At 67.7% G+C, this 19,947-nt stretch carries 19 protein-coding genes; 7 read left to right on the top strand and 12 right to left on the bottom strand.

What is annotated here, in order from left to right; translation table 11 throughout:
* Positions 1-10: 10 nt before the first annotated feature.
* Positions 11-592, top strand: a complete 582-nt coding sequence (locus tag PSC72_RS13720; RefSeq protein WP_274321969.1) for a diacylglycerol/polyprenol kinase family protein — start codon at positions 11-13, stop codon at positions 590-592.
* A 50-nt stretch (positions 593-642) separates the two neighbouring features.
* On the opposite strand, the gene PSC72_RS13715 is transcribed toward PSC72_RS13720, so the two are convergent.
* From PSC72_RS13715 to prf1, 3 genes are all read right to left on the bottom strand, one after another.
* The gene (locus tag PSC72_RS13715) at positions 643-1,839 is read right to left on the bottom strand and encodes a cation:proton antiporter (protein WP_274321968.1); all 1,197 of its coding nucleotides are present in this window, start codon (positions 1,837-1,839) and stop codon (positions 643-645) included.
* Entirely contained in the window at positions 1,836-2,321 is a 486-nt protein-coding gene (locus PSC72_RS13710) for a cation:proton antiporter regulatory subunit (RefSeq protein ID WP_274321967.1), read from the bottom strand. The genes PSC72_RS13715 and PSC72_RS13710 overlap by 4 nt, the downstream gene beginning before the upstream one ends.
* Before the next feature lie 62 nt (positions 2,322-2,383).
* Entirely contained in the window at positions 2,384-3,451 is a 1,068-nt protein-coding gene (prf1, locus tag PSC72_RS13705; RefSeq protein WP_274321966.1) for a peptide chain release factor aRF-1, read from the bottom strand.
* Positions 3,452-3,715: 264 nt separating this feature from the next.
* Here prf1 and PSC72_RS13700 point away from each other — a divergent pair, with 264 nt between their 5' ends.
* The 3 genes from PSC72_RS13700 (at position 3,716) to PSC72_RS13690 (ending at position 7,356) form a co-directional block, all read left to right on the top strand.
* Entirely contained in the window at positions 3,716-4,039 is a 324-nt protein-coding gene (locus PSC72_RS13700; protein WP_274321965.1) for a hypothetical protein, read from the top strand.
* Positions 4,040-4,130: 91 nt separating this feature from the next.
* Positions 4,131-6,674 carry a DEAD/DEAH box helicase gene (locus tag PSC72_RS13695; protein WP_274321964.1) on the top strand — a complete coding sequence of 848 codons (2,544 nt, stop codon included), beginning with the start codon at positions 4,131-4,133 and terminating at the stop codon, positions 6,672-6,674.
* Positions 6,675-6,822: 148 nt separating this feature from the next.
* Positions 6,823-7,356 carry a redoxin domain-containing protein gene (locus PSC72_RS13690; RefSeq protein WP_274321963.1) on the top strand — a complete coding sequence of 178 codons (534 nt, stop codon included), beginning with the start codon at positions 6,823-6,825 and terminating at the stop codon, positions 7,354-7,356.
* 39 nt (positions 7,357-7,395) lie between these two features.
* Here the strand turns inward: PSC72_RS13690 and PSC72_RS13685 are convergent, their stop codons facing one another.
* On the bottom strand, positions 7,396-8,190 hold the full coding sequence (locus PSC72_RS13685) for an Sjogren's syndrome/scleroderma autoantigen 1 family protein (RefSeq protein WP_274321962.1): 795 nt from the start codon (positions 8,188-8,190) through the stop codon (positions 7,396-7,398).
* Positions 8,191-8,352: 162 nt separating this feature from the next.
* Here PSC72_RS13685 and mdh point away from each other — a divergent pair, with 162 nt between their 5' ends.
* Positions 8,353-9,276, top strand: coding sequence for a malate dehydrogenase (gene mdh, locus PSC72_RS13680; protein WP_274321961.1), 924 nt, complete (start codon positions 8,353-8,355; stop codon positions 9,274-9,276).
* Between the two features lie 72 nt (positions 9,277-9,348).
* Here mdh and PSC72_RS13675 read toward each other — a convergent pair whose 3' ends face one another.
* The 5 genes from PSC72_RS13675 to PSC72_RS13655 all read right to left on the bottom strand — a co-directional run bounded on the left by PSC72_RS13675 (position 9,349) and on the right by PSC72_RS13655 (position 13,195).
* The gene (locus PSC72_RS13675) at positions 9,349-9,480 is read right to left on the bottom strand and encodes a hypothetical protein (RefSeq protein WP_274321960.1); all 132 of its coding nucleotides are present in this window, start codon (positions 9,478-9,480) and stop codon (positions 9,349-9,351) included.
* 116 nt (positions 9,481-9,596) lie between these two features.
* Positions 9,597-11,111 (bottom strand): aldehyde dehydrogenase family protein, encoded by a 1,515-nt coding sequence (locus PSC72_RS13670; protein ID WP_274321959.1) that lies wholly within the window; start codon positions 11,109-11,111, stop codon positions 9,597-9,599.
* A gap of 155 nt (positions 11,112-11,266) precedes the next feature.
* Positions 11,267-12,154, bottom strand: a complete 888-nt coding sequence (locus tag PSC72_RS13665) for an OapC/ArvC family zinc-ribbon domain-containing protein (RefSeq protein WP_274321958.1) — start codon at positions 12,152-12,154, stop codon at positions 11,267-11,269.
* A 6-nt stretch (positions 12,155-12,160) separates the two neighbouring features.
* The gene (locus tag PSC72_RS13660; RefSeq protein WP_049930009.1) at positions 12,161-12,550 is read right to left on the bottom strand and encodes a DUF2073 domain-containing protein; all 390 of its coding nucleotides are present in this window, start codon (positions 12,548-12,550) and stop codon (positions 12,161-12,163) included.
* Positions 12,551-12,553: 3 nt separating this feature from the next.
* On the bottom strand, positions 12,554-13,195 hold the full coding sequence (locus PSC72_RS13655) for an Era-like GTP-binding protein (RefSeq protein WP_274321957.1): 642 nt from the start codon (positions 13,193-13,195) through the stop codon (positions 12,554-12,556).
* Between the two features lie 1,087 nt (positions 13,196-14,282).
* Here PSC72_RS13655 and PSC72_RS13650 point away from each other — a divergent pair.
* A complete protein-coding gene (locus PSC72_RS13650; RefSeq protein WP_382261801.1) occupies positions 14,283-16,193 on the top strand; it encodes a Cdc6/Cdc18 family protein in 1,911 nt (636 codons plus the stop codon).
* Between the two features lie 132 nt (positions 16,194-16,325).
* Here the strand turns inward: PSC72_RS13650 and PSC72_RS13645 are convergent, their stop codons facing one another.
* On the bottom strand, positions 16,326-17,306 hold the full coding sequence (locus tag PSC72_RS13645; RefSeq protein ID WP_328518160.1) for a S26 family signal peptidase: 981 nt from the start codon (positions 17,304-17,306) through the stop codon (positions 16,326-16,328).
* A gap of 182 nt (positions 17,307-17,488) precedes the next feature.
* Here PSC72_RS13645 and PSC72_RS13640 point away from each other — a divergent pair, with 182 nt between their 5' ends.
* The gene (locus PSC72_RS13640) at positions 17,489-19,171 is read left to right on the top strand and encodes a DNA-directed DNA polymerase II small subunit (RefSeq protein ID WP_274321956.1); all 1,683 of its coding nucleotides are present in this window, start codon (positions 17,489-17,491) and stop codon (positions 19,169-19,171) included.
* A 48-nt stretch (positions 19,172-19,219) separates the two neighbouring features.
* Here the strand turns inward: PSC72_RS13640 and PSC72_RS13635 are convergent, their stop codons facing one another.
* The gene (locus PSC72_RS13635) at positions 19,220-19,522 is read right to left on the bottom strand and encodes a hypothetical protein (protein ID WP_274321955.1); all 303 of its coding nucleotides are present in this window, start codon (positions 19,520-19,522) and stop codon (positions 19,220-19,222) included.
* Between the two features lie 70 nt (positions 19,523-19,592).
* Positions 19,593-19,892, bottom strand: a complete 300-nt coding sequence (locus tag PSC72_RS13630) for a hypothetical protein (protein ID WP_274321954.1) — start codon at positions 19,890-19,892, stop codon at positions 19,593-19,595.
* Positions 19,893-19,947 lie beyond the last annotated feature (55 nt).

The following is a 19,947-nucleotide window of genomic DNA, read 5'->3' as shown; positions in this document are numbered from 1 at the left end:
CACCCCTTCAATGCGCGACGAGATCGCCCGGCGGCTGGTGCACGCGAGCGGGACAGCGGTGCCCCTGGCGTTCCTCCTGTTCGAGGAGGTCACCTGGCGGCACATCCAGCTCCTGCTGGTCGGCGGCCTCGTCGTGGCATTCGTGCTCGAAGTCGTCCGCCTCGTCGTCGGCCTCGACTGGCGGATCTACGAGAAGCTCACCCGCGAGTACGAGCAGGACAACCTCGCCGGGTACTTCCTCGCGGTCTTCGGGATGACCGTCGTCGCGCTCGTCTTCGAGTGGCGGATCGCGGTCCCCGCCCTGTTGATGCTCACCATCGCCGACCCGGTCAGCGGCCTGCTCGGCTCCGGTGAACTCCGGACCGCCAAGGACGTCTCGGTGCTGCTGGTCACGTTCGCCGTCGCGACGCTGCTCGCCGTCCCGTTCGTTCCGCCGGTGGCCGCCGTGCTCGGCGGCGCCGCCGCCACCGTCGCCGACGGGATCAAGCCCGTCATCCGCGGCTACGTCATCGACGACAACCTCACCATCCCAGTCGCCGGCGCCCTCGCGATGTTCCTCGCCGTGCAGTATCTGCCCGCGAGCCCGGTCTGAGCGGTCGCGCCGGGTGACCGGTGAGTCGTCCCCCTGTCGAGAGCGGCGAGTCACTCGTCCGTCGGGACCAGCGGGGCGAGCGCGCCGGTCAGCGGATCGGCGTACTGGATCATCACCGTCCCGAGGACGCTCATGACGAGGACGTATCCCACCGCGAACGGCGGGACGACGGCGGCGAGGAGTCCGCCGGCTTCGAGCGCGAGCGCGGCGACGACCAGCGAGAACTCCCCTCGCGGTACCAGGCCGATTCCCGTCCGGAGCGAGCGAACCGCGCCGAGACCGTAGATCCGGCCCGAGACGGTTCCGCTGACGATCTTCGTCACCGTCGTGACCGCGACCGCGGTCGCCAGCAGGCCGGCGACGGTCGCGAGGACTGTGACGTCGATGCTCAGCCCGATGGCGAAGAAGAAGAACGCCGCGAAGACGTCGCGGACGCTCCCGAGCGACCGCTCGATGCGCTCGACGTGCCCGGTCCCGCTGAACGCGGTCCCCACGAAGAAGGCCGCGACGGCCTCGCTCAGCCCGACCGCGAGCGCTGCCGCGCCCGCCAGCGTCGCCGCCGCCAGCACGCCGAGGACGAACTGTTCCTCCGCGTCCACGTCGAACACCGCCTGAAGGGGGCCCGTCCCCACCCACGCGACTGCGGCGAGAACCAGCAGGAAGGCGAATGCGAGCCCCACGTCGAGGGCGACGGCAGCGAGGCTCTCGCCGCCGCCGACCAGCGCCGCCAGCACCGCGAGGTAGACGGCGATCAGCAGGTCCTCGAAGACCAGCGTCCCGAGGATCGGGTCGCTCTCGGGGTTGGCGATCCACCCCTGTTCGATGAGCGACTTCGTGACGATCGCCGACGAGGAGATGTAGACGACGCCGGCGAGAAAGAGCGTCTCCAGGGGCGTCCGGCCGAAGGCGAGCCCCAGCGCGACGCCGGCGCCGAAGTTCAGGACCAGGTCGACGGTCCCCGCGGTCGCGATGCGACGGCCGTCGGCGAACAGGCCGCCGACGCTGAACTCCAGTCCGAGGAAAAAGAGCAGGAGGATCACCCCCAGGTCGGCCAGCACGTCGACGAACTCCGTCTCCGGGACGAGCGTCAGCGACAGGCCGAACAGCGACGTGGGCTCGTGGGGGCCGACGACGATCCCGGCGACGATGTAGGCGGGGATCACCGAGAGGGAGACACGCGAGGCGGCGTAGCCGGCGACGGCGAGCGCGCCGAACGCGATCGCGACCTCGACCAGCGCCGCGCTCATTCCTCGGCGCCGAGCAGCGCCGCGAGGTCGCTCTGCTCTTCGCCCGTCCCGAGCGCGACGACCGTGTCGCCGGGTTCGAGCACCGTGTCAGCCGGCGGGTTCGGGATGGTCTCCTCGCCGCGCTGGATCGCGACGACGGAGGCCCCCGTCCGCCGGCGGACGTTGCACTCTTCGAGCGTCGCGCCGACGATGTCGGCGTCCGCTCCGACGGTGTGCCACTCCATGATGGCCTCGCCCAGCGGGACCCGCGCGTCGTCGAGTTCGACGGGCTGGAAGTACGCCCCCTCCAGGATCGACCCGAGCTTGCGCGCCTCGTCGCCGGACAGGGAGAACAGCCGTTCGCTGTCGGCCTCCGGGGAGGGCCGGAGGTACACCTCCCGCCTGCCGTCGTGGTGGATGACCACGACGAGCCGCCGGTCGTCGCCGATCTCCAGTTCGAACTTCCGGCCGACGCCCGGGACCTCCGTCTCGTAGACGGTCATACCGGATCTTCGCCCGGACCCGGCATAAATTGCTGGTTATCAGCGGATCTAAGCGGTATGGATCACTCCACCGGGAACCGCAGCAGCGCTCCCACTCGAAATGTCTCTGCGAAGCGAGCGCCGCGATCGAACTCAGTCGGAATCGTCAGGGTTTCGCCGCCATGCTCCGCGACGGCGGTCTCGACAGCCTCGCGGCGGTCGGGGTCGACGGTCGACGCGACGAGCGCGGTGTCGACGGCTCCGTACTCGACGGCGCGCTCGACGTCGTCGCCGTACACGACAGCGTCGCCGTTGCGCAGTCGCTCGAAGAACTCGTCGAGGCGCTCGCGGGTCGCACGCGCGTCCGCGTCGAGGAGTTCCTCGCCGGCCGCCTCGACCAGCTCGTGAAGCCCCTGCTCGGTGGCGTACTCGACGCCGTAGGTCCCGACTACCCGCTCGGCCAGGCGGTAATCGAGGTAGTCGTCGTCGACGAACTGCTTCGCCGTTCCGAGCGAGCCGCCGACCACGAGCCCGGCGACCGGCTCGCCGTCGTCGAGGAAGGCGGCGTCGGCGATGTCGCCGACCTGCTGGAAGAACTCCTCGGCCTGGCGCTCCCGTTCGCGCTCGAAACGCTTGGCGGACTGGCCGCCGGCCCGCGAACTCCCCATGACGTGGCTGTCGAGGGTCCGCACGGGGACGACCCGGTCGCCGACGAGGCGGCCGACCGCGGCGGCGCCGCGTTCGACGACGACGAGGCCGTACACCTCGCCCGGCGCGACGGTTTCGCGGACCGCGTCGAGGTGAAAGCGGTCGTCGCAGCGGTACGTGCTCTCAGTGATCGGTTCGGGCAGGTCGTCGAAGACGGCCGAGATGAGGTCCCCCTCGACCACGCCCGCGTAGACGGCGAGCCCGCAGTCGGGGGTGCCCTCGTACTCGCGGAGGTGGCGCCTGACGCGGTCGAGCGCCCGCCGGACACGACCGCGGGTCCGGTCGGACCTGATCTGCTCGGCGCCGGCGTGTTCGGCTGCGATCCGCTCGCGGGTCGACGCGAGCGACTTCCCGGCCGGGACGGTCAGCGTGACGAGTTCGGTGCCGTCGCCGTCAAGCGATTCGAGTCTGTCGATGCGGTCGCGAGTCGTGAAGTGTGACATCGGTTGGTGGTGGTCTGCTGGGTCGTCGTGGGCGATACCCGTGGCCCGCGCTGGGCGGTCACCACCGTCTTCAACGGAAAAACTCGCCACTCGCGGCGCCCGCGAACCCGGTCGGCTCGGCGCGTGAGTGGTCCATGCTCGTGCCGATGCGCGGCCGGATGAAAATGATTCCGATAGTGTGTGAATGAGTGTCACATCTGGGTGCAGGAGTGGACTTGCCACGGCAGGCCAGATGTTCATGGCCAACACGCGGTAAGCGCCGCTATGCTCGAAGCGCCCGACTGGGACGTGTACATCGGCGAGCGCGTCCGCGACCGCGGCAAACCGATCGGAACCGTCGTCGACTACGACGACGAGCGCGGGGAACTGTTCCTCGAACCGTCGCCGGAGATCGACGAGAACACCTGGGACGGACTGGGCTGGGGCGACCGCGCGGCGTACGACGTCGACTGGGAAGACGTCGACTACGAGCGGTGGCAGGCGGGTGAGAGCGACCTCCCGGTCGACTACGACGAGTGGCCCTGCACGCTGCCGAACGCCCGCCTCGAAGACGGTGAGGACGGGCTGCAACTCGTTCACCTGCCCTGAGCGTTCGCAGCGAGGACGGCCGTCGACCTCGTTTTTCACTTCCACCCCGCTACCTGAAGCCTTATCCACCGGCGCGGCCAACCGGAACGTAATGGCGACGACCGACGAGGGGGACGGCGTAGCGGGGCCGCTCCTGGTTGACGGCTTCCTCGAGGACCGCAGGTATCAGCGCGAACTCGCCGACGCGGCGCTGCGCACGCACACGCTGGTCTGTCTCCCGACCGGCCTCGGCAAGACGACGGTGAGCCTGCTGGTCACCGCCGAGCGGCTGGCCGGCGACGTGGTCAACAAGTCCCTGCTGCTCGCCCCGACGAAGCCCCTCGTCCAGCAACACGCCGACTTCTACCGCGAGGCGCTGGAGGTCCACGACGACGAGATCGTCGTCTACACCGGCGACACGCGCCCCGACGACCGCGCGGACCTGTGGTCCGGCGCGCGCGTCGTCGTCGCGACGCCCGAGGTCGTCGAGAACGACCTCGTCGGCTCGCGGATCGACCTGACCGACGTGGTCCACTGCACCTTCGACGAGTGCCACCGCGCGACCGGCGACTACGCCTACAACTACATCGCCGAGCGCTACCACGAACAGGCCCGCGACCCGCTCGCGACCGGGATGAGCGCCTCCCCCGGCGACGACGAGGAGGCCATCCTCGAAGTGTGTCACAACCTGGGTCTCCGCCAGGTCGAGGTAATGACCGAGGAGGACGCCGACGTCGACGACTACACCCACGAGACCAGCGTCGACTGGGAGCGCATCGAACTCCCGGAGACCGTCGTCGAGATCCGCGACGCGATAAACGAGGTCATCGAGGACCGCCTCGGGAAGCTCCGGGAGCTCGGCGTCACGAACACCAGTAAGGCAGACGTCTCCGAGCGGGAGATCCAGCAGATCCAGGGCAAGCTCCGCGAGCTGATGAACAACGACCAGTCGGAGGGCTACGAGGGCATGAGCCTGCTCGCCGAAGTCCGGAAGCTCCGGACGGCCGTCACTTACGCGGAGACCCAGAGCGTCGAGAGCCTCCGGCGGTACTTCGAGCGGCAGAAGCAGGCCGCCCGATCGTCGGGCGCTTCGAAGGCCGACCAGCGGATGATCTCCGAGCCGAAAGTCCGGGAAGCGATCCGCCGCGCCGAGGACTACGACGACCTCCACCCGAAGTTCCGCCGGACGCGGATGCTCATCGCCCAGACGCTCGGCATCGAGAACGGCGAGCGCGTCATCGTCTTCACCGAGTCCCGTGACACCGCCGAGACGCTGACGGACTTCCTCAACGAGCACTTCACCGCCCGGAAGTTCGTCGGCCAGTCCGACACCGACGGCAGCGACGGGATGACCCAGAAAGAGCAGCAGGAGACGCTCGACGAGTTCCGTGCGGGGGAGTTCGAGGTGCTCGTGTCGACGTCCGTCGCCGAGGAGGGGCTGGACGTGCCGGAAGTCAACCTCGTGCTGTTCTACGAACCCGTCCCGACGGCGATCCGCGCGATCCAGCGAAAGGGGCGGACCGGCCGCCAGACCGAGGGCGCGGTGTCGGTCCTGCTCGCCGAAGACACCCGTGACGAGGCGTACTTCTGGAAGGCCCGCAACGACCAGAAGCGGATGAAAGAGGAGTTGCGGTCGCTCAAATCGATCACCGGCGAGATCGAGAGCGAACTCTCCCAGACCGGGATGGACGAGTTCGACGAGGAGAACGGAGCCGTGGAGAGCGACCCGTCGGCCGGGGACGACGGCGAGGTTCCACACGAAACGGAGGGCGAAACCGCAACTGAGAGCGAGAAGCCGTCGCCGTCCGGTAGCGGATCCGCACGCAGCGACGGGGAGTCCGCACGTGACGGTGACGAGACCGCAACTACCGCGCAATCGTCGGACGGCGACGGGCAGGCGGGCCTCGACGCGTTCGCGGGCGACGACTCCGCCTCCGACGATGCCGCGACCCGCGACGAGCCGGACGGGGAGATCGCGACCGCGAGCGCGGACGGGGAGGAGTCGGTCGAGGTCGTCGTCGACCAGCGGGAACTCGACGCGTCCATCGCGAAGGACCTCTCCCGGGAGGAGGACGTCGAGACCCGACTGGAGACGCTCGCCGTCGGCGACTACGTCCTCTCGGACCGGGTCGTCGTCGAGCGCAAGACCGTCGCGGACTTCCTGGACACGCTTACGGGGGGCGACGAACGGTCGATGTTCGAGCAGGTCAAAGACGCGACGCGCTACTACGCGCGGCCGGTCGTGGTCGTCGAGGGCGAGGACCTCTACGGCGAGCGGAACGTCCACCCGAACGCCATCCGCGGGGCGCTCGCGTCGCTCGCCGTCGACTTCGGCGCGAGCGTCCTCCGGACGACCGACGAGGACGAGACGACGGAGTTGCTGCGAGTCATCGCCACGCGCGAGCAGGAGACCGAGGACCGGACCGTCAGCGTCCACGGCGAGAAGAGTTCGAAGACGCTCGCCGAACAGCAGGAGTACGTCGTCGCGAGCGTCGCGGAGGTCGGCCCGGTCACCGCCGAGTCCCTCCTCGCCGAGTTCGGCAGCGTCGAAGCGGTGATGACCGCCGACGCCGAGGATCTGCAGACCGCCGAGGGCGTCGGCGAGGTGACCGCCGAACGCATCCGCGAAGTCGTCGGCAGCGACTACGACGGCTGACTCCCGGGTTTCTCCGGCGTCCGCCGCCGACTCGCCGGACCGGTGACCGCCTCCGTCCCACCGACCCCTTCGTTTCAGGTGGAGATTCCGACCGATCACAACAACGAATACCCCCGGGTTCGTTGGAGGTGACGACAGGGGGCCATAGATGAGCGACGGCATGCACTGGATTGTCAGGTTCGAGTTGCCGAACGGGGGGCCGGGGCCGGACACGGTCGCGAGCGACGATCTCGCGGCCGAGTTCGACGCCGTGGTCGTGCTCCTCCTCCGTGACCACTACTGCCAGGTGTCCCGCGACCGGGCGATGGCCTACAGCGACGCGTTCGAGTCGTTCGCCGCCGAGGACGTGGCCGTCATCGGCGCGCTCCCAGACACCGAGGACCGTGCGGCTTACTGGCGACGCCGCTACGACCTGACGTACCCGGTGCTCGCCGATTCGGCGGAGATAACGGCGGCCGCGGACGCCGACGCGGATACGGCCCCCGCGATGACCGACGGGACGCCGCGGTTCGACGCGTTCGCCGACATCGAGACGGGGACCGACACGCTCCCCGGGATCGGCGTCCTCGACACGCGGTCGAAGTTCCCGCGACTGGTCTACACCGAGGGCGGCGAGACGCTCCAGGAGTGTCCGAGCCCGGACGAAGCGCTCGACGCGGCGCTCGACGCACTCGACAGATAGACGAGCGGACGCGGAGAAGCGGGCGGAGAACTCCTCGCGTCAGTACGACCCGGACAGCGCCGACAGCGCCTCGGCCGCCTCGCGCGCGGCGGTGAGGTGGTCGCGGGCGCGACGGGGATCATCGCAGTTCTCCGCGTGCTCGGCGTGTTTCCGGAGCGTCCGGACCAGCGACGCGCGCGCCGCCCCGAAGTCGTCGCTCGCATCGGCCTGCGCGCTCGACCGGTCGGCGGCCGGCGGCTGCTGACCGGACGGTGGCTGTCGGTTCGACGATGCGGACTCGTTCTGTCCGGACGGCGGCGATCGCGGAGTGCCGCCCGCGGCGGGACGCTCGCCAGGAGCGGTCGCATCGTCCCGGCTGGCATCGGTCTCGTTCACGCCTGCCGCGCCCGATCCGGTCACGTCGGCCGCCGACGCGCCCGCTTCGGATTCGTCGGACTGGTCGGCGTCGCCCTGGTCGGCGCCGGTTTTGACGGCGGGGCCGTCGGGCTGTTTGATCTCGATGTGGTCCGGCGCGTCGCCGTTCTCGGCGTCGGCCCCCGTCTCGTCGAGACCGGTCGAATCCGCCGCAGCGTCGTCGCCGTCGTCCTGCTGGCCGCTCTCGGCGGCCTCCTCGGCGGCGTCGTCGCTGGTGACCACCTGCTGGCAGGTCGGGCAGAACTCGTCGCCGTCGTAGCGGAAGATGGGGTCGCCGCAGTTCCCGCAGTGAGAGTTGGTCATCGTCGCGCCCTTCAGCAGGAGGTCGCTCATCCGCTCGCTGGCTTCCCGCTTCTGCTGGTCGCGCTCGTACTTCTCCCGGAGCCGCTCGCGCTCGGCTTCCTTGTCGAAGTCGCTCATACCAGATTGATACCAGCGACCGCCAAAAAGGGCGTCGCCACGACCACCGACCGGGCCGGCCCCTCGAATCGTCGTCTGTCGAACCGAAAATGGACGACTGACGGGCCGAGAGGGTGGGGTCCGATAGATTTACCCACCGAACGGGGCAACGATTTACGTGGTATGACGAAAGTTAGCATCGTCGGTGCCGCCGGCACCGTCGGGGCAGCAGCGGGGTACAACCTGGCGCTTCGGGACGTCGTCGACGAGCTCGTCTTCGTCGACATCCCGGACAAGGAAGACGAGACCGTCGGCCAGGCCGCGGACGCCAACCACGGCGTGGCCTACGACTCGAACACGACCGTCCGGCAGGGCACCTACGAGGACACCGCCGGCTCGGACGTCGTCGTCATCACGGCGGGCATCCCCCGCCAGCCCGGCCAGACGCGGATCGACCTCGCGGGCGACAACGCGCCGATCATGGACGACATCGGCTCCTCGCTCGCCGAGCACAACGACGACTACGTGACCGTGACGACCTCGAACCCGGTCGACCTGCTCAACCGCCACCTCTACGAGACCGGCGACCGCGACCGCCACCAGGTCGTCGGCTTCGGCGGCCGCCTGGACTCGGCGCGGTTCCGCTACGTCCTCTCCGAGCGCTTCGACACGCAGGTCCAGAACGTCGAGGCGACGATCCTCGGCGAGCACGGCGACGCGCAGGTCCCCGTCTTCTCGAAGGTCCGCGTCGACGGCCGCGACCCCGAGTTCTCCGCCGACGAGCGCGATGAGATCCTCGAAGACCTCCAGGAGTCGGCCATGAACGTCATCGAGCGCAAGGGCGCGACCGAGTGGGGCCCGGCGACCGGCGTCGCCCACATGGTCGAGGCCGTCCTCCGCGACACCGGCGAGGTGCTGCCCGGTTCGATCGTCCTCGACGGCGAGTACGGCTACGAGGATACCGCCTTCGGCGTGCCTGTCAAGCTCGGCTCGAACGGGGTCGAGGAGGTCGTCGAGTGGGAGCTGTCCGACTACGAGCACGAACTCATGGACGAGGCGGCCGAGAAGCTCTCCGACCAGTACGATCAGATGACCAGCGGGGACTGACGGGTCTCTCGCGGTCCGATTACTGTTTTCGGGTACCGCCCTGGGCGTCGTTCCCGGACTCGCGAACCCGTCTCACCCGCGCTGACGAGGTTCTGACCAGTCGGTCCCGCTGTCGGGCTGGATCCCCTCGTCGAGCGCTTCTTCCGAGACGCGCTCGTCGAGCAGCGACGCCCACTCTTCGAGGTGTGATCGCTGTCTGTGCACGGGAAACACTCCGTTGGGACGAGTATCGACGGCCGAGAGTATAACGATTGTGCCTGCATCGTAAACCGCACGAACACGCCCGGACTTCCACGGAATCCGGACGCTCCCCCGCGAGTTTAGAACGGGTACCGCCTCTGTTTCCGCTGGACGGACACCCACTTCGGTTCGGTGAACTCGCGGACGACAGCCTCCCCGTTGTAGCGGCCGATGCCCGAGGCCTTCCGCCCGCCGAACGGGACGTGGGGCTCCTCGTTGATCGGCTGGTCGTTGACGTGGACCATTCCCGCGTCGACAGCGTCCGCGACAGTCTCCGCGCGGCCGAGATCGCCGCCGAACACCGCCGCCGCGAGGCCGTACTCGGTGTCGTTGGCGATCTCGACGGCCTCGTCGTCGTCCGCGAACGTGATGACTGGCGCCACGGGGCCGAAGTGCTCGTTGCACGCCGCCGGCATGTCGTTGGTCACCCCCGACAGCACCGTCGGCGCCACCACGAGGGAGTCGTCGACGCCGTCGATCGGGACCGTCTCGCCCCCCGTTTCGAGTGCGGCGCCGGCCTCGATCGTCGCTTCGACGTAATCGAGGACGCTGTCCCGCTGGGTCTCGTCGATCAGCGGCCCGACGACAGTCTCCTCGTCGTGGGCGCTCCCGGTCGGAACCGCGGCGAGTCGCTCGGCGAGGCGGTCGACGTACTCGTCGGCCAGCGACTCGTGGACGAGGTGGCGATTGATGGAGATACAGGCCTGCCCGCTGTGGTAGACCGTCCCGTAGGCCGCGGCGTCGACGGCGGCGGCGAGGTCCGCGTCGTCGAGGACGACGAACGGCGCGTTCCCCCCGAGTTCGAGTGCGGGGAACGCCAGCGAGTCGACGGCGCGTTTGCCGACGCGCCTGCCGACCTCCGTCGATCCCGTGAACGCGACGACGTCGGCGGCGCTGTGCCCCGAAATCGCGTCCCCAACCTCCTCGTCGCGACCAGTGACCACGTTGAGTAAGCCCGGTTCGAGCCCCGCCTCCTCGAACAGACGGGCGAACGCGAGTCCACCCGAAATCGGGGTGTTCGGCGCGGGTTTCAACACGACGGCGTTACCGAGTGCCAGCGCGGGGAGGACCGCACGGGCGGTGAGACTGAGCGGGAAGTTCCAGGGCGTGATGACGGTGACCACCCCCGCGGGGACGCGCTCGACCCGGTTGTCCTTCCCCGGGATGAGCGAGTCCTTGAGTTCGCCGGAGAGACGGGTCGGGAAGCCCGCCGCTTCCTGGGCGACGCCCTTCGCCGTCATCACCTCGAATTTGGCCTTCGTCGCGCAGCTTCCCGATTCCTCCGTGAGCAGCGACTGCAACTCCCCGAAGTGCTCGTCGAGCGCGTCGACGAACGACCGGATCACCGAGGCTTTCCGATGGGGCGGCGTGTCGGCCCACTCGGGTTGCGCCGACTCGGCCGCATCGTAGGCCGCGTCGACGTCGTCGGTCGACCCCGCGGCGACGGTCGCTATCCGCTCGCGGGTGGACGGATCGAACACGTCGATCCCGCCGCGGTCCCCCCGTTCGATCCACTCGCCATCGACGTACTGGAACCCCCAGTTCGTCTCCGTGGAGAGCGGTCCATCGGCCGGACGTGGCGCCTGCTGTGCCATACGCTATCGTGGGCCCCGAACCGATAAAAAGATCGTGTAGAACATCCAGTCGACGCCGATCAGCGACACTGTGACTACACGCCCAATAGCGAGCGTGGGATACGAGCGCAGAAGGGCGTCGTGGGACACGTACGCAGAAGGACGGATGGAAGAGGTCAGGCGTCGGCCTGGCGCCAGGTTTCGGGGACCTGGATGCTGTAGCGGCCGTCTTCCTGGAGCGCGATGATGTACTCCTCGCGGTCGTAGAGCTCCATGAGGTTGAGTTCGTACTGCCCGGGTTCGACGACGCGGATGCTCTCGAACTGGTCGTTGAGCTCCTCGCGCAGTTCGGCCAGGTCCGGCCGGTCGGCGCGCTCGGCATCGGGTTCGTCCGCGACCGTTCGATCGGGAGCGGCCGTCTCGTCGGTTTCGTCGTCCGCCGGCGACGCCGTCGCCTCGCCGTCGGCAACGGATTCGACCGCGGTGTCGGTGGCCCCTTCGGCGGTCGAGTCGTCGCGGTCGGCGGGGTCGAAGCCCTCGGTGTCGGGCATCTCGTCGGGGTCGACGAGCTGGCTCCGGGCGTCGGCCTGCGCCGTGTCCTCGCCCTCGATCGGTTCGGACTCGGCGACGATGATGTCGTCGTCGAGCGCGGCGTCCGACGATCCCGCGGATTCCGTGGTAGACGCAGTCGACGAGCCGGTCACCGCGGTCTCCGTCGCGGACGCCGACTCGGTCGCCGACGCCGAGTCCGCGGGCGGTTTGGCTCGCGTCGCGTCGCTCCCCGCGGAGCCGCTGACCAGGTCTCGAACCGTCGCGGCGGCGTTGCCGACCGTCCGGGTCATCGAGTCGCCGGGCCGGTCGGTCGGTTCCGGCGGCGACTCGGCGGAAGTCGATTCCGCGGCCGTAGTCGCGCCGGCGCCGGTGCTCTCGCCGCCGGATCCCGACCCGCCGAAGCCGTCGGGACGGAACTGGAACTTCGTGCCGCCACACTCCGGACAGCCCGACAGCATCTCCTTGGAGCCGTCGGAGAACGTCCGGTCGCAGTTCGTACACTGATGGGGCATACCTGGCTATTTCCGCGATACGAGTGCGCTGATGAGGGTCTCGTCCTTGTGGAGCGTCTCGATCTGATTGGCCGGGCCGATCACGGTGAGCTTCTTCGTCTCCTCTTTGCCCATGAGCCTACCGAGCAGGCTCGAGTCGTCGGCCTGGGACTTGGGGTAGGTCTCGATCTCGATGCCGTTGAACTCGTCGGGGCTGATCTCGGTCATCGTGACCTCGATGAGCCGCGACTCCTCGTCGGGCGTCAGGCCGGCTTCGAGGATGACGATGTTGTTGTCCCGGACGCCGTCCAAGATCATCCGGATCTTCTCCATCGTCGTCTTGCCGTCCATCCGCTCGGCACTGATCAGGTCGATCTGCACGCCGTCTTCGTCTTCGGGGTGTCGTGCTTCAGCCATGATTCACCCGAAGTACTCCGCTATCTGGTCGTACACTTCGTCCATGTTGTCTCCTTCGAGCGCCGACAGCTCCGTCGTCTCGTGTTGCGGGAACGCGTTGCGGATCCGCTGGACGCTCGATTCCTCTAAGTCGATCTTGTTCGCAAGGATCAGCACTGGCAGGTCCTGGCTCTCGATGATCCCGATGAGCATCGTGTTGACCTGCGTGAACGGGTCCTCGGTCGAGTCGAGCACGTAGATGACGCCGTCGACGTCCTCGCGGAGCCAGTGCATCGCCTCGGCGACCCCCTCGGTGGCCTCGCGGGAGCGACGCACGGCGTCGTCTTTCTCCATGTCGTGTTCGAGAAACTCGGTGTAATCGACCTTCGTCGTCACGCCGGGCGTGTCGACGATGTCGATGGTCACCGTCTTGCCGTCGCGTTCGATCTCGACGTTCTCTTTGCGGCGCGCGCGTCGCGTCTCGTGGGGAACGTGACTCTCCGGACCGACCGCGTCTCCGGTCCAGTCGCGCGCGATGCGGTTCGCGAGCGTCGTCTTCCCCGCGTTCGGCGGGCCGTAGATACCGATACGTTTCGGGTCTTCCTCGGAGAACAGCGTCGATGCTGCCCGCGAGATGCTGTCTTTGAGTTCTGTGAACAGTCCCATCCTATCCTCCTGCGCCACAGCGACGCATCTGAGCGAATAAGCCGCGCCGACTCACTTAAGCCTACGTCAGACAAATATAAACTATCCGAATTAAACGCCGTAATTCGGACGGCTCGGCGTTCGACTCGGCGTCTCACGAACGTAGCCGCATTCACTGTCAGATACCATATATGTGTGGCGACAGAGTTTGCGGGAAGGTGACGATGGAACGAACGGTCTGGTCGAAGCCGACACGTGGAGACGAGACGCGGATGCGGCTGCCAGTGAGGCAGGACAAGTTCACGTCGCGTTCTCCTCTCCGGAGCAGTTCGGCGAGGGGAAACGGAGTTGAAACGGCGGGCGACCGATCGCAATCCCGGCGTTCCAGGGGCAACTGGAACTGGCGACGATGGAAAACGCGGGATCGGTCACACCCCCACCCCCTTGTTTCAGGTGGAGCGGGGAAGGCCCGTGGGTGACGCCTGACGACACCACGTGAGAGATGTCACTCCGATCCCGGGATTGAATTACTGAGAGTGATTTCGAGTGAGTCGAAATGTCTTCTAGACATTCACCCATAACTACGGCGCATAATAACCCTAGTCCTAGAAACGAAACCCCTTGAAAATTTGTTTTCTTACTAGTGCGGATTTGGTTTTAATGACTAGGTAGTAAATCTTTCTCTCTAGCAGGGCCAAGCAAATCCCGCTCGCCCCCCACCTCTCTTTCTCGCTCTCCACCCGAAACGAAGGGGTGTGGGGGATCCGGCTAGAATATCTCTCTCCGTGACAAGTCGTTCAGTCGGGGCGGCGGTTCCCGTCGATCTCTGGCAAGAATCGGGTCATCGGCCGAACCGGCATACGTGAAAAATACGCCGTATGGCGTCTCTATCGGATAGTTTCGACGTGCAGCCGAACGCCGCCTGCGATACTCACCGAAATATTTAATATCGTATCAACCACGGGTTCTTGTGGTTCAACTGGACGCGCCGTCGTTCCCGAAATCGGCGGATGACGGCGTATTACTCGATGTGAGCGACGTTCCGAGGGCGCGTGGTCGCGTTTCCAGACGAAATAGAGGGGTTCGGTATCGCAGCAATCACAGAATAATGGACGGGGACGACAACGATCAGGACACGACGCTCGATTCACCGGGGCAGGTGGATGGGGCGGGCGACGAGGAGGAACCGGTACCGGCGCCGACTGACGGTGAGGCGTCGCGGACTGACGATCCCGACGGATCGGCGACGAATTCTGACGATCCGTCGGCGGACGAATCCGTCGGGGCCGGATCGATCGCCGGCGCCGACGAATCAGGTGGCGTGGACGGGAGCACTTCTGCCGACGAAGCCGTGGGGTCAGGTGGCACGGCCGAGACGCCTCCGGCCGGCGAGGTCGCCGACGCGACGGACGCGACTCCCGACGACGCCGTCGATTCCAGGGACGCGGCTCCCGACGGCTCGGGCGGCGAGGTGACGGGTGACGACTCGTCGTCGACGGTGCGCGGCTCGTCGAGTTCGTCGCCGACCGTCGATATCGACGCGGACCCGGGCGCGGACGGTGAGGACGCCGAATCGTCGGTTCTCGACGAAGTCGTGCTCGACGACGTCGCCTCCGAGGACACCGAGGAGGCCTCCCAGGGGCTGTTCGACGACCTCCTGGCCGGCGACCCGATATTCGAGAACAAGGAGGTGCTGCGCCCCTCGTACACGCCGCGGAAGCTCCCGCATCGCGAGGAGCAGATCAACAACATGGCGACGATCCTCGTGACCGCGCTCCGCGGGGACTCCCCGTCGAACATCCTCATCTACGGGAAGACGGGGACCGGCAAGACCGCCAGCGCGAAGTTCGTCAGCACGGAACTGGAGTCGACCTCCCAGAAGTACGAGGTCCCCTGCGAGGTCGAGTACATCAACTGCGAAGTGACCGACACGCAGTACCGCGTCCTCGCCCAGCTCGCCAACAAGTTCATCGAGAAGAACGAGTCGGTCATCGACGAGGAACTGGAGGAACTCACGGACCTGCGCGAGCGTGCGCGCGAGAACGAACAGGCGCTCGTCGAGACCGAGTACGACTCGCTCGCGGCCGTCGAAGACCGGATCGACCGCCTCCGGGAGGACCGGGAGTCGTTCGAACACGTCCCGATGACCGGGTGGCCGACAGACCGGGTGTACAGCACCTTCTTCGACGCCGTCGACTACCACGAGCGCGTCGTCGTCATCATGCTCGACGAGATCGACAAGCTCGTCGAGAAGAGCGGCGACGACACGCTCTACAACCTCTCGCGGATGAACTCGGAGCTCGAACGCTCCCGCGTGTCTATCATGGGCATCTCGAACGACCTGAAGTTCACCGACTTCCTGGACCCGCGGGTCAAGTCCAGCCTCGGCGAGGAGGAGATCGTCTTCCCGCCTTACGACGCCAACCAGCTGCGGGACATCCTCGAACACCGCGCCGAGGTCGCCTTCGAGGGGCACGCGCTCACCGACGACGTCATCCCGCTGTGTGCGGCCTTCGCAGCGCAGGAACACGGTGACGCTCGCCGCGCGCTCGACCTGCTGCGGACGGCGGGCGAACTGGCCGAACGCGACCAGACCGACAACGTCAACGAGGCCCACGTCCGCAAGGCCCAGGAGAAGATCGAACTCGACCGGGTCGTCGAGGTCGTCCGCACCCTCCCGACCCAGTCGAAGCTCGTCCTCTTCTCGATCATCATGCTGGAGAAAAACGGCGTGCACAACATCAACACCGGCGAGGTCTACAACGTCTATCAGCGCCTCTGCGAGGAGATCGACGTCGACACGCTCACCCAGCGGCGGGTCACCGACCTCATCTCCGAACTCGACATGCTCGGCATCGTCAACGCCGTCGTCGTGAGCAAGGGCCGCTACGGCCGCACGAAGGAGATCTCCCTGTCGGTCCCCATCGACGAGACCGAGGCCGTCCTCCTCTCTGACTCCCGGCTCTCGGACATCGAAGACACTCAGCCGTTCGTCCAGACCCGCTTCGACAACGACTGATCGGCCGACCGCTTCCCCCGATCGCTCGCGACGAACACGCTCGAACGGTTCTCGCCGTCGTCACTCCGGAGTGAGTGCTGTCTGGTCGACAGAGTACAGTCTGCACAGGAGTGAGAGCCGGCCGACCGGGAGTCAGGGCGCCGCCTGGCCGGCGCTCTGGTTGCACAGGCACGCTCGCTCCAATGAGGTCGCGCCGGCGCTCGGGGCGACGAATCCGAAGGCCCCGTTCATACAACCCTCCGAGCGAAGGCGGATGCAGCCGAGTTTCGGGATCCGGACCTCGGCGGTGCCGACGACCCAGGCGGGTTTGACGGGGCTGCTCAGCCCCTGGGCCTGGTCGTAGATGCCGTTGGCATCGCCCTTCGTGATGAACCCGGCGTGGGGGGCCGGGCAGTTCGGCAGCGCCTCGTCGGGCGTCTCCCCGCACTTGCTGTATCGGCCGATCGACTGTTTGTTCGCCTCGTCGTACCAGTTCTCGCTCTCGTTGACCCAGAACATCGCTCGGTGGATGATCGGGGTCTTGTCCGCTCGGCCGTCTGGCTTGTAGACTATCACGTCACCGGTCTCCGCGAACTTCCGGTAGTCCGTCCGCTCTCCCGTCTCGGCGGTGACGACGCCGGTTCCGGCGATCGCGCCGTCGCCGGGGAAGCGCTGCTCCTCCATGACGAAGACCAGGTCGCCGGTCTTCATGTGCGGCGTCATGCTCGGGCTCTCGACGGCGACCATCGGCGGCCAGACGCCGCTGACAGCGAACAGGAGCACGCCGACCAGCAACACCGCGATCGCGCTGCTCAACACGTCGACGACGAACGTCCGCAGGGCACCGCCGCTCTGGCGCTCCGGTTCGGGGTCGGCCCGCCTGGCCGGCGGCGCGTCGACGGTCCCGCCGGCGCCGTTCGGCGCCACGTCGCTCTCGCCGTCGGACTCTCCCGGCAACCCATCGTCGCCGCCAGAGCCCGTCGATCTGTCGGGAGCCAGCGGATCGCCAGCGGACGCGTCGTCGGGCCCGCTCGCGTCGTCGGCACGTGGAGGGCCGTCGTCGGTGGCGTCGTTCGACGGGTCGTCGGCGGGCCCGTCGTCTGGGGGATCCTCGCCGTCGCGGGGCGGACTCATTGACAGTCTGTTGGTGCAGCGGCCGTTTGAATGTTCTGACCAGAATCGCGGGGCGGCGACCGGTGTCGACGCGGTTCGACCGGGGTACGCCACAGCGACCGTCTCAGTCCGTGACTGGCGAGGTGCGGACCAGTCGCTTGCAGGTTCGCTACGCTTTTGCGGACCGCCGCCGATCACCGATTGTGCCGCTCGAGACGCCGGTCCACGTCGCCAACGAACTCGCCAGACGCGGGTACAACGCCGAGCCCGAAGCGGTCACCCTGATCGCCTCCGCGTCCGACCCCGCCGGGGCCCTCGAACGGACACTCGAAACGGTCCCCGACGAGGCCGTCAAGCTCACTGCCGACCACGTCAAGGAGGCCATCGAAACCCGATCACGCTCCGGCGGTCAGGGGGGCGACGTCGGCGCGTCGCCCGGAACCGACGACCCCGGTCGATCCGCCGACCCCACCGTTTCAACTGGAGAATCGGACCCGGGGTCGACCGACACCGGTTCGGGAGCTCCAGTCGAAACGAAGGGGGTTAGCGGCGACGGGTCCGCGGCCGCGAGCGATACCGGTGCTTCGACTGCGACGGTCGAGGCGGACGCGGATCAGCCGACGGGGACCGGGCAGTCGTCGAGCGAGCGGGCTTCCGAGAGCGGTCGGACGCCGGCCGACCCCGACGCGCAGTCGATCGACATCGAGGGCGACATCTCCAGCACGGGGACCGGCGAGTACGCGGACTTCGTCGCGGTGTTCCGCGACCGCTACGAGAAGCTCTCCAAACAGCTCCGCGGTCGGGTCAACCACCGGCCGACCGACGCCATCGAGTCGATGCCCGGCGGGAGCGAGGCCGCCATGGTCGGGATGGTCTCTGACATCCGCTCGACCGCCAGCGGCCACTGGCTGGTCGAACTCGAAGACACCAACGGGACCTTCCCCTGCCTGGTGATGAAAGACCGCGACATCGCGGACCTGGTGAACGAACTCCTGCTGGACGAGGTGATCGCCGTCGACGGGACGCTCGCCGACGACGGGGGTATCCTCTTCGTCGACTCGCTGTACTTCCCGGAGATCCCCCGCACGTACGAGCCGTCGACCGCCGACCGCGAGGTCGAGGCGGCGCTCATCAGCGACGTCCACGTCGGCAGCCAGGAGTTCGAGGCCGACGCCTGGCACCGCTTCACCGACTGGCTGCACACCGCCGACGCCGACCGGGTGGAGTACCTTCTCATCGCCGGCGACATGGTGGAGGGCGTCGGCGTCTACCCCGGACAGGACGAGGAACTCGACATCGTCGACCTCTACGAGCAGTACGAGCGCTTCAGCGAGTACCTCAAAGAGGTGCCCGGCGACGTGGAGATCGTCATGATCCCGGGCAACCACGACGCGGTCCGCCTCGCCGAGCCCCAGCCCGCCTTCGACGAGGAGCTCCGGGACATCATGAGCGCCCACGACGCCCGGATCTCGGGCAACCCCTCCACGGTCACTGTCGAGGGCGTCGACGTGCTGATGTACCACGGCGTCTCGCTCGACGAGGTCATCGCCGAACTCCCCGACGAGAAGGCCACCTACGAGGAGCCCCACAAGCCCATGTACCAGCTCCTCAAGAAGCGCCACGTCGCGCCGCAGTTCGGCGGCCAGACGCGCCTCGCGCCCGAGAAGGAGGACCACCTGGTCATCGAGTCGGTGCCGGACGTCTTCCACTCGGGGCACGTCCACAAGCTCGGCTACGGCAAGTACCACAACGTCCTCACCATCAACTCGGGCTGCTGGCAGGCCCAGACCGACTTCCAGAAGAGCGTCAACATCGACCCCGACGTGGCGTTCGCGCCCATCGTCTCGCTCGACACGCTCGACCTGCGGATCCACGACTTCGAGTAAGCGGAATCACGGACGCCTTCGTTTCGGGTGGAACCGGTCGGTCGCCGATCAACCCAGCAGCGGCGTCTCCTCACCGGCGACGACGAGGACGAACCCGAGCAACGCGACCATCGGATACGCGGGGTGCGCGGCGGCGAACTCGACCAGCGCGGTCACGGTTCCGATGTCGGCGGTGGCCGTCGCGGTGTTCGCCCCCGACTGACCGGGGACCGAGAGCCCGTGCGGCGTGGTGAGACTCGCCGCGGTGACGACCGCCGTACAGCCAACCGTCACCAGTCCGACGATACGGAGGGTCTGTCTGGCTAGCCTCGCTCCCAGTCCCCTGCTCGCGTTCCCTCCGAGCCGTTCCATCGGGCGTGTACAAACGTCACGACCGCATAAATCTACGTCAGACGCTGCACGATACGCCCCCGCTCGTCATCTACTTCCCGAGCACCGGCGTCTCGTCGCCGGCGACGACCAGCACGAACCCGACGAGCACCGCGACCGGGTAGGCGGGGTGGGCCGCGGCGAACTCGACGAGCGCGGAGACGGTGCTCACGTCGGCCGTGTACGCCGCCGTCTGGCTCTTCTCCCCGACGGTGACGGCCAGTCCGTACTCGGTCGAGACGCTCAATCCCGCGACGCCGGCGGACAGCAGGACGGTGAGCAGGCCGACGACCCGGAGCACCTGCGCGCTGACGGTCGCGACCAGCCTCGATCCGATCCCCGTGTGACTCATTACCGGACACGCGGACGCGAACGGACTTATAGACGCGTCAGACGCTCGGTCGCGA

The sequence above is a fragment of the Halosimplex aquaticum genome (genome assembly GCF_028747785.1).
Classification (GTDB): domain Archaea; phylum Halobacteriota; class Halobacteria; order Halobacteriales; family Haloarculaceae; genus Halosimplex; species Halosimplex aquaticum.
This window is presented reverse-complemented; position numbering and strand designations above follow the sequence as displayed.

What these genes read in the sequence shown, in the direction of transcription:
- mdh (WP_274321961.1), top strand. Translation starts at nt 8,353, where the DNA reads ATGACGAAAGTTAGCATCGTCGGTGCCGCCGGCACCGTCGGGGCAGCA.
- PSC72_RS13710 (WP_274321967.1), bottom strand. Translation starts at nt 2,321, where the DNA reads ATGACCGTCTACGAGACGGAGGTCCCGGGCGTCGGCCGGAAGTTCGAA.
- PSC72_RS13660 (WP_049930009.1), bottom strand. Translation starts at nt 12,550, where the DNA reads ATGGCTGAAGCACGACACCCCGAAGACGAAGACGGCGTGCAGATCGAC.
- PSC72_RS13670 (WP_274321959.1), bottom strand. Translation starts at nt 11,111, where the DNA reads ATGGCACAGCAGGCGCCACGTCCGGCCGATGGACCGCTCTCCACGGAG.
- PSC72_RS13655 (WP_274321957.1), bottom strand. Translation starts at nt 13,195, where the DNA reads ATGGGACTGTTCACAGAACTCAAAGACAGCATCTCGCGGGCAGCATCG.
- PSC72_RS13665 (WP_274321958.1), bottom strand. Translation starts at nt 12,154, where the DNA reads ATGCCCCATCAGTGTACGAACTGCGACCGGACGTTCTCCGACGGCTCC.
- PSC72_RS13645 (WP_328518160.1), bottom strand. Translation starts at nt 17,306, where the DNA reads ATGAGTCCGCCCCGCGACGGCGAGGATCCCCCAGACGACGGGCCCGCC.
- PSC72_RS13720 (WP_274321969.1), top strand. Translation starts at nt 11, where the DNA reads ATGCGCGACGAGATCGCCCGGCGGCTGGTGCACGCGAGCGGGACAGCG.
- PSC72_RS13630 (WP_274321954.1), bottom strand. Translation starts at nt 19,892, where the DNA reads ATGAGTCACACGGGGATCGGATCGAGGCTGGTCGCGACCGTCAGCGCG.
- PSC72_RS13690 (WP_274321963.1), top strand. Translation starts at nt 6,823, where the DNA reads ATGAGCGACGGCATGCACTGGATTGTCAGGTTCGAGTTGCCGAACGGG.
- PSC72_RS13695 (WP_274321964.1), top strand. Translation starts at nt 4,131, where the DNA reads ATGGCGACGACCGACGAGGGGGACGGCGTAGCGGGGCCGCTCCTGGTT.
- PSC72_RS13715 (WP_274321968.1), bottom strand. Translation starts at nt 1,839, where the DNA reads ATGAGCGCGGCGCTGGTCGAGGTCGCGATCGCGTTCGGCGCGCTCGCC.
- prf1 (WP_274321966.1), bottom strand. Translation starts at nt 3,451, where the DNA reads ATGTCACACTTCACGACTCGCGACCGCATCGACAGACTCGAATCGCTT.
- PSC72_RS13700 (WP_274321965.1), top strand. Translation starts at nt 3,716, where the DNA reads ATGCTCGAAGCGCCCGACTGGGACGTGTACATCGGCGAGCGCGTCCGC.
- PSC72_RS13685 (WP_274321962.1), bottom strand. Translation starts at nt 8,190, where the DNA reads ATGAGCGACTTCGACAAGGAAGCCGAGCGCGAGCGGCTCCGGGAGAAG.
- PSC72_RS13635 (WP_274321955.1), bottom strand. Translation starts at nt 19,522, where the DNA reads ATGGAACGGCTCGGAGGGAACGCGAGCAGGGGACTGGGAGCGAGGCTA.
- PSC72_RS13650 (WP_382261801.1), top strand. Translation starts at nt 14,283, where the DNA reads ATGGACGGGGACGACAACGATCAGGACACGACGCTCGATTCACCGGGG.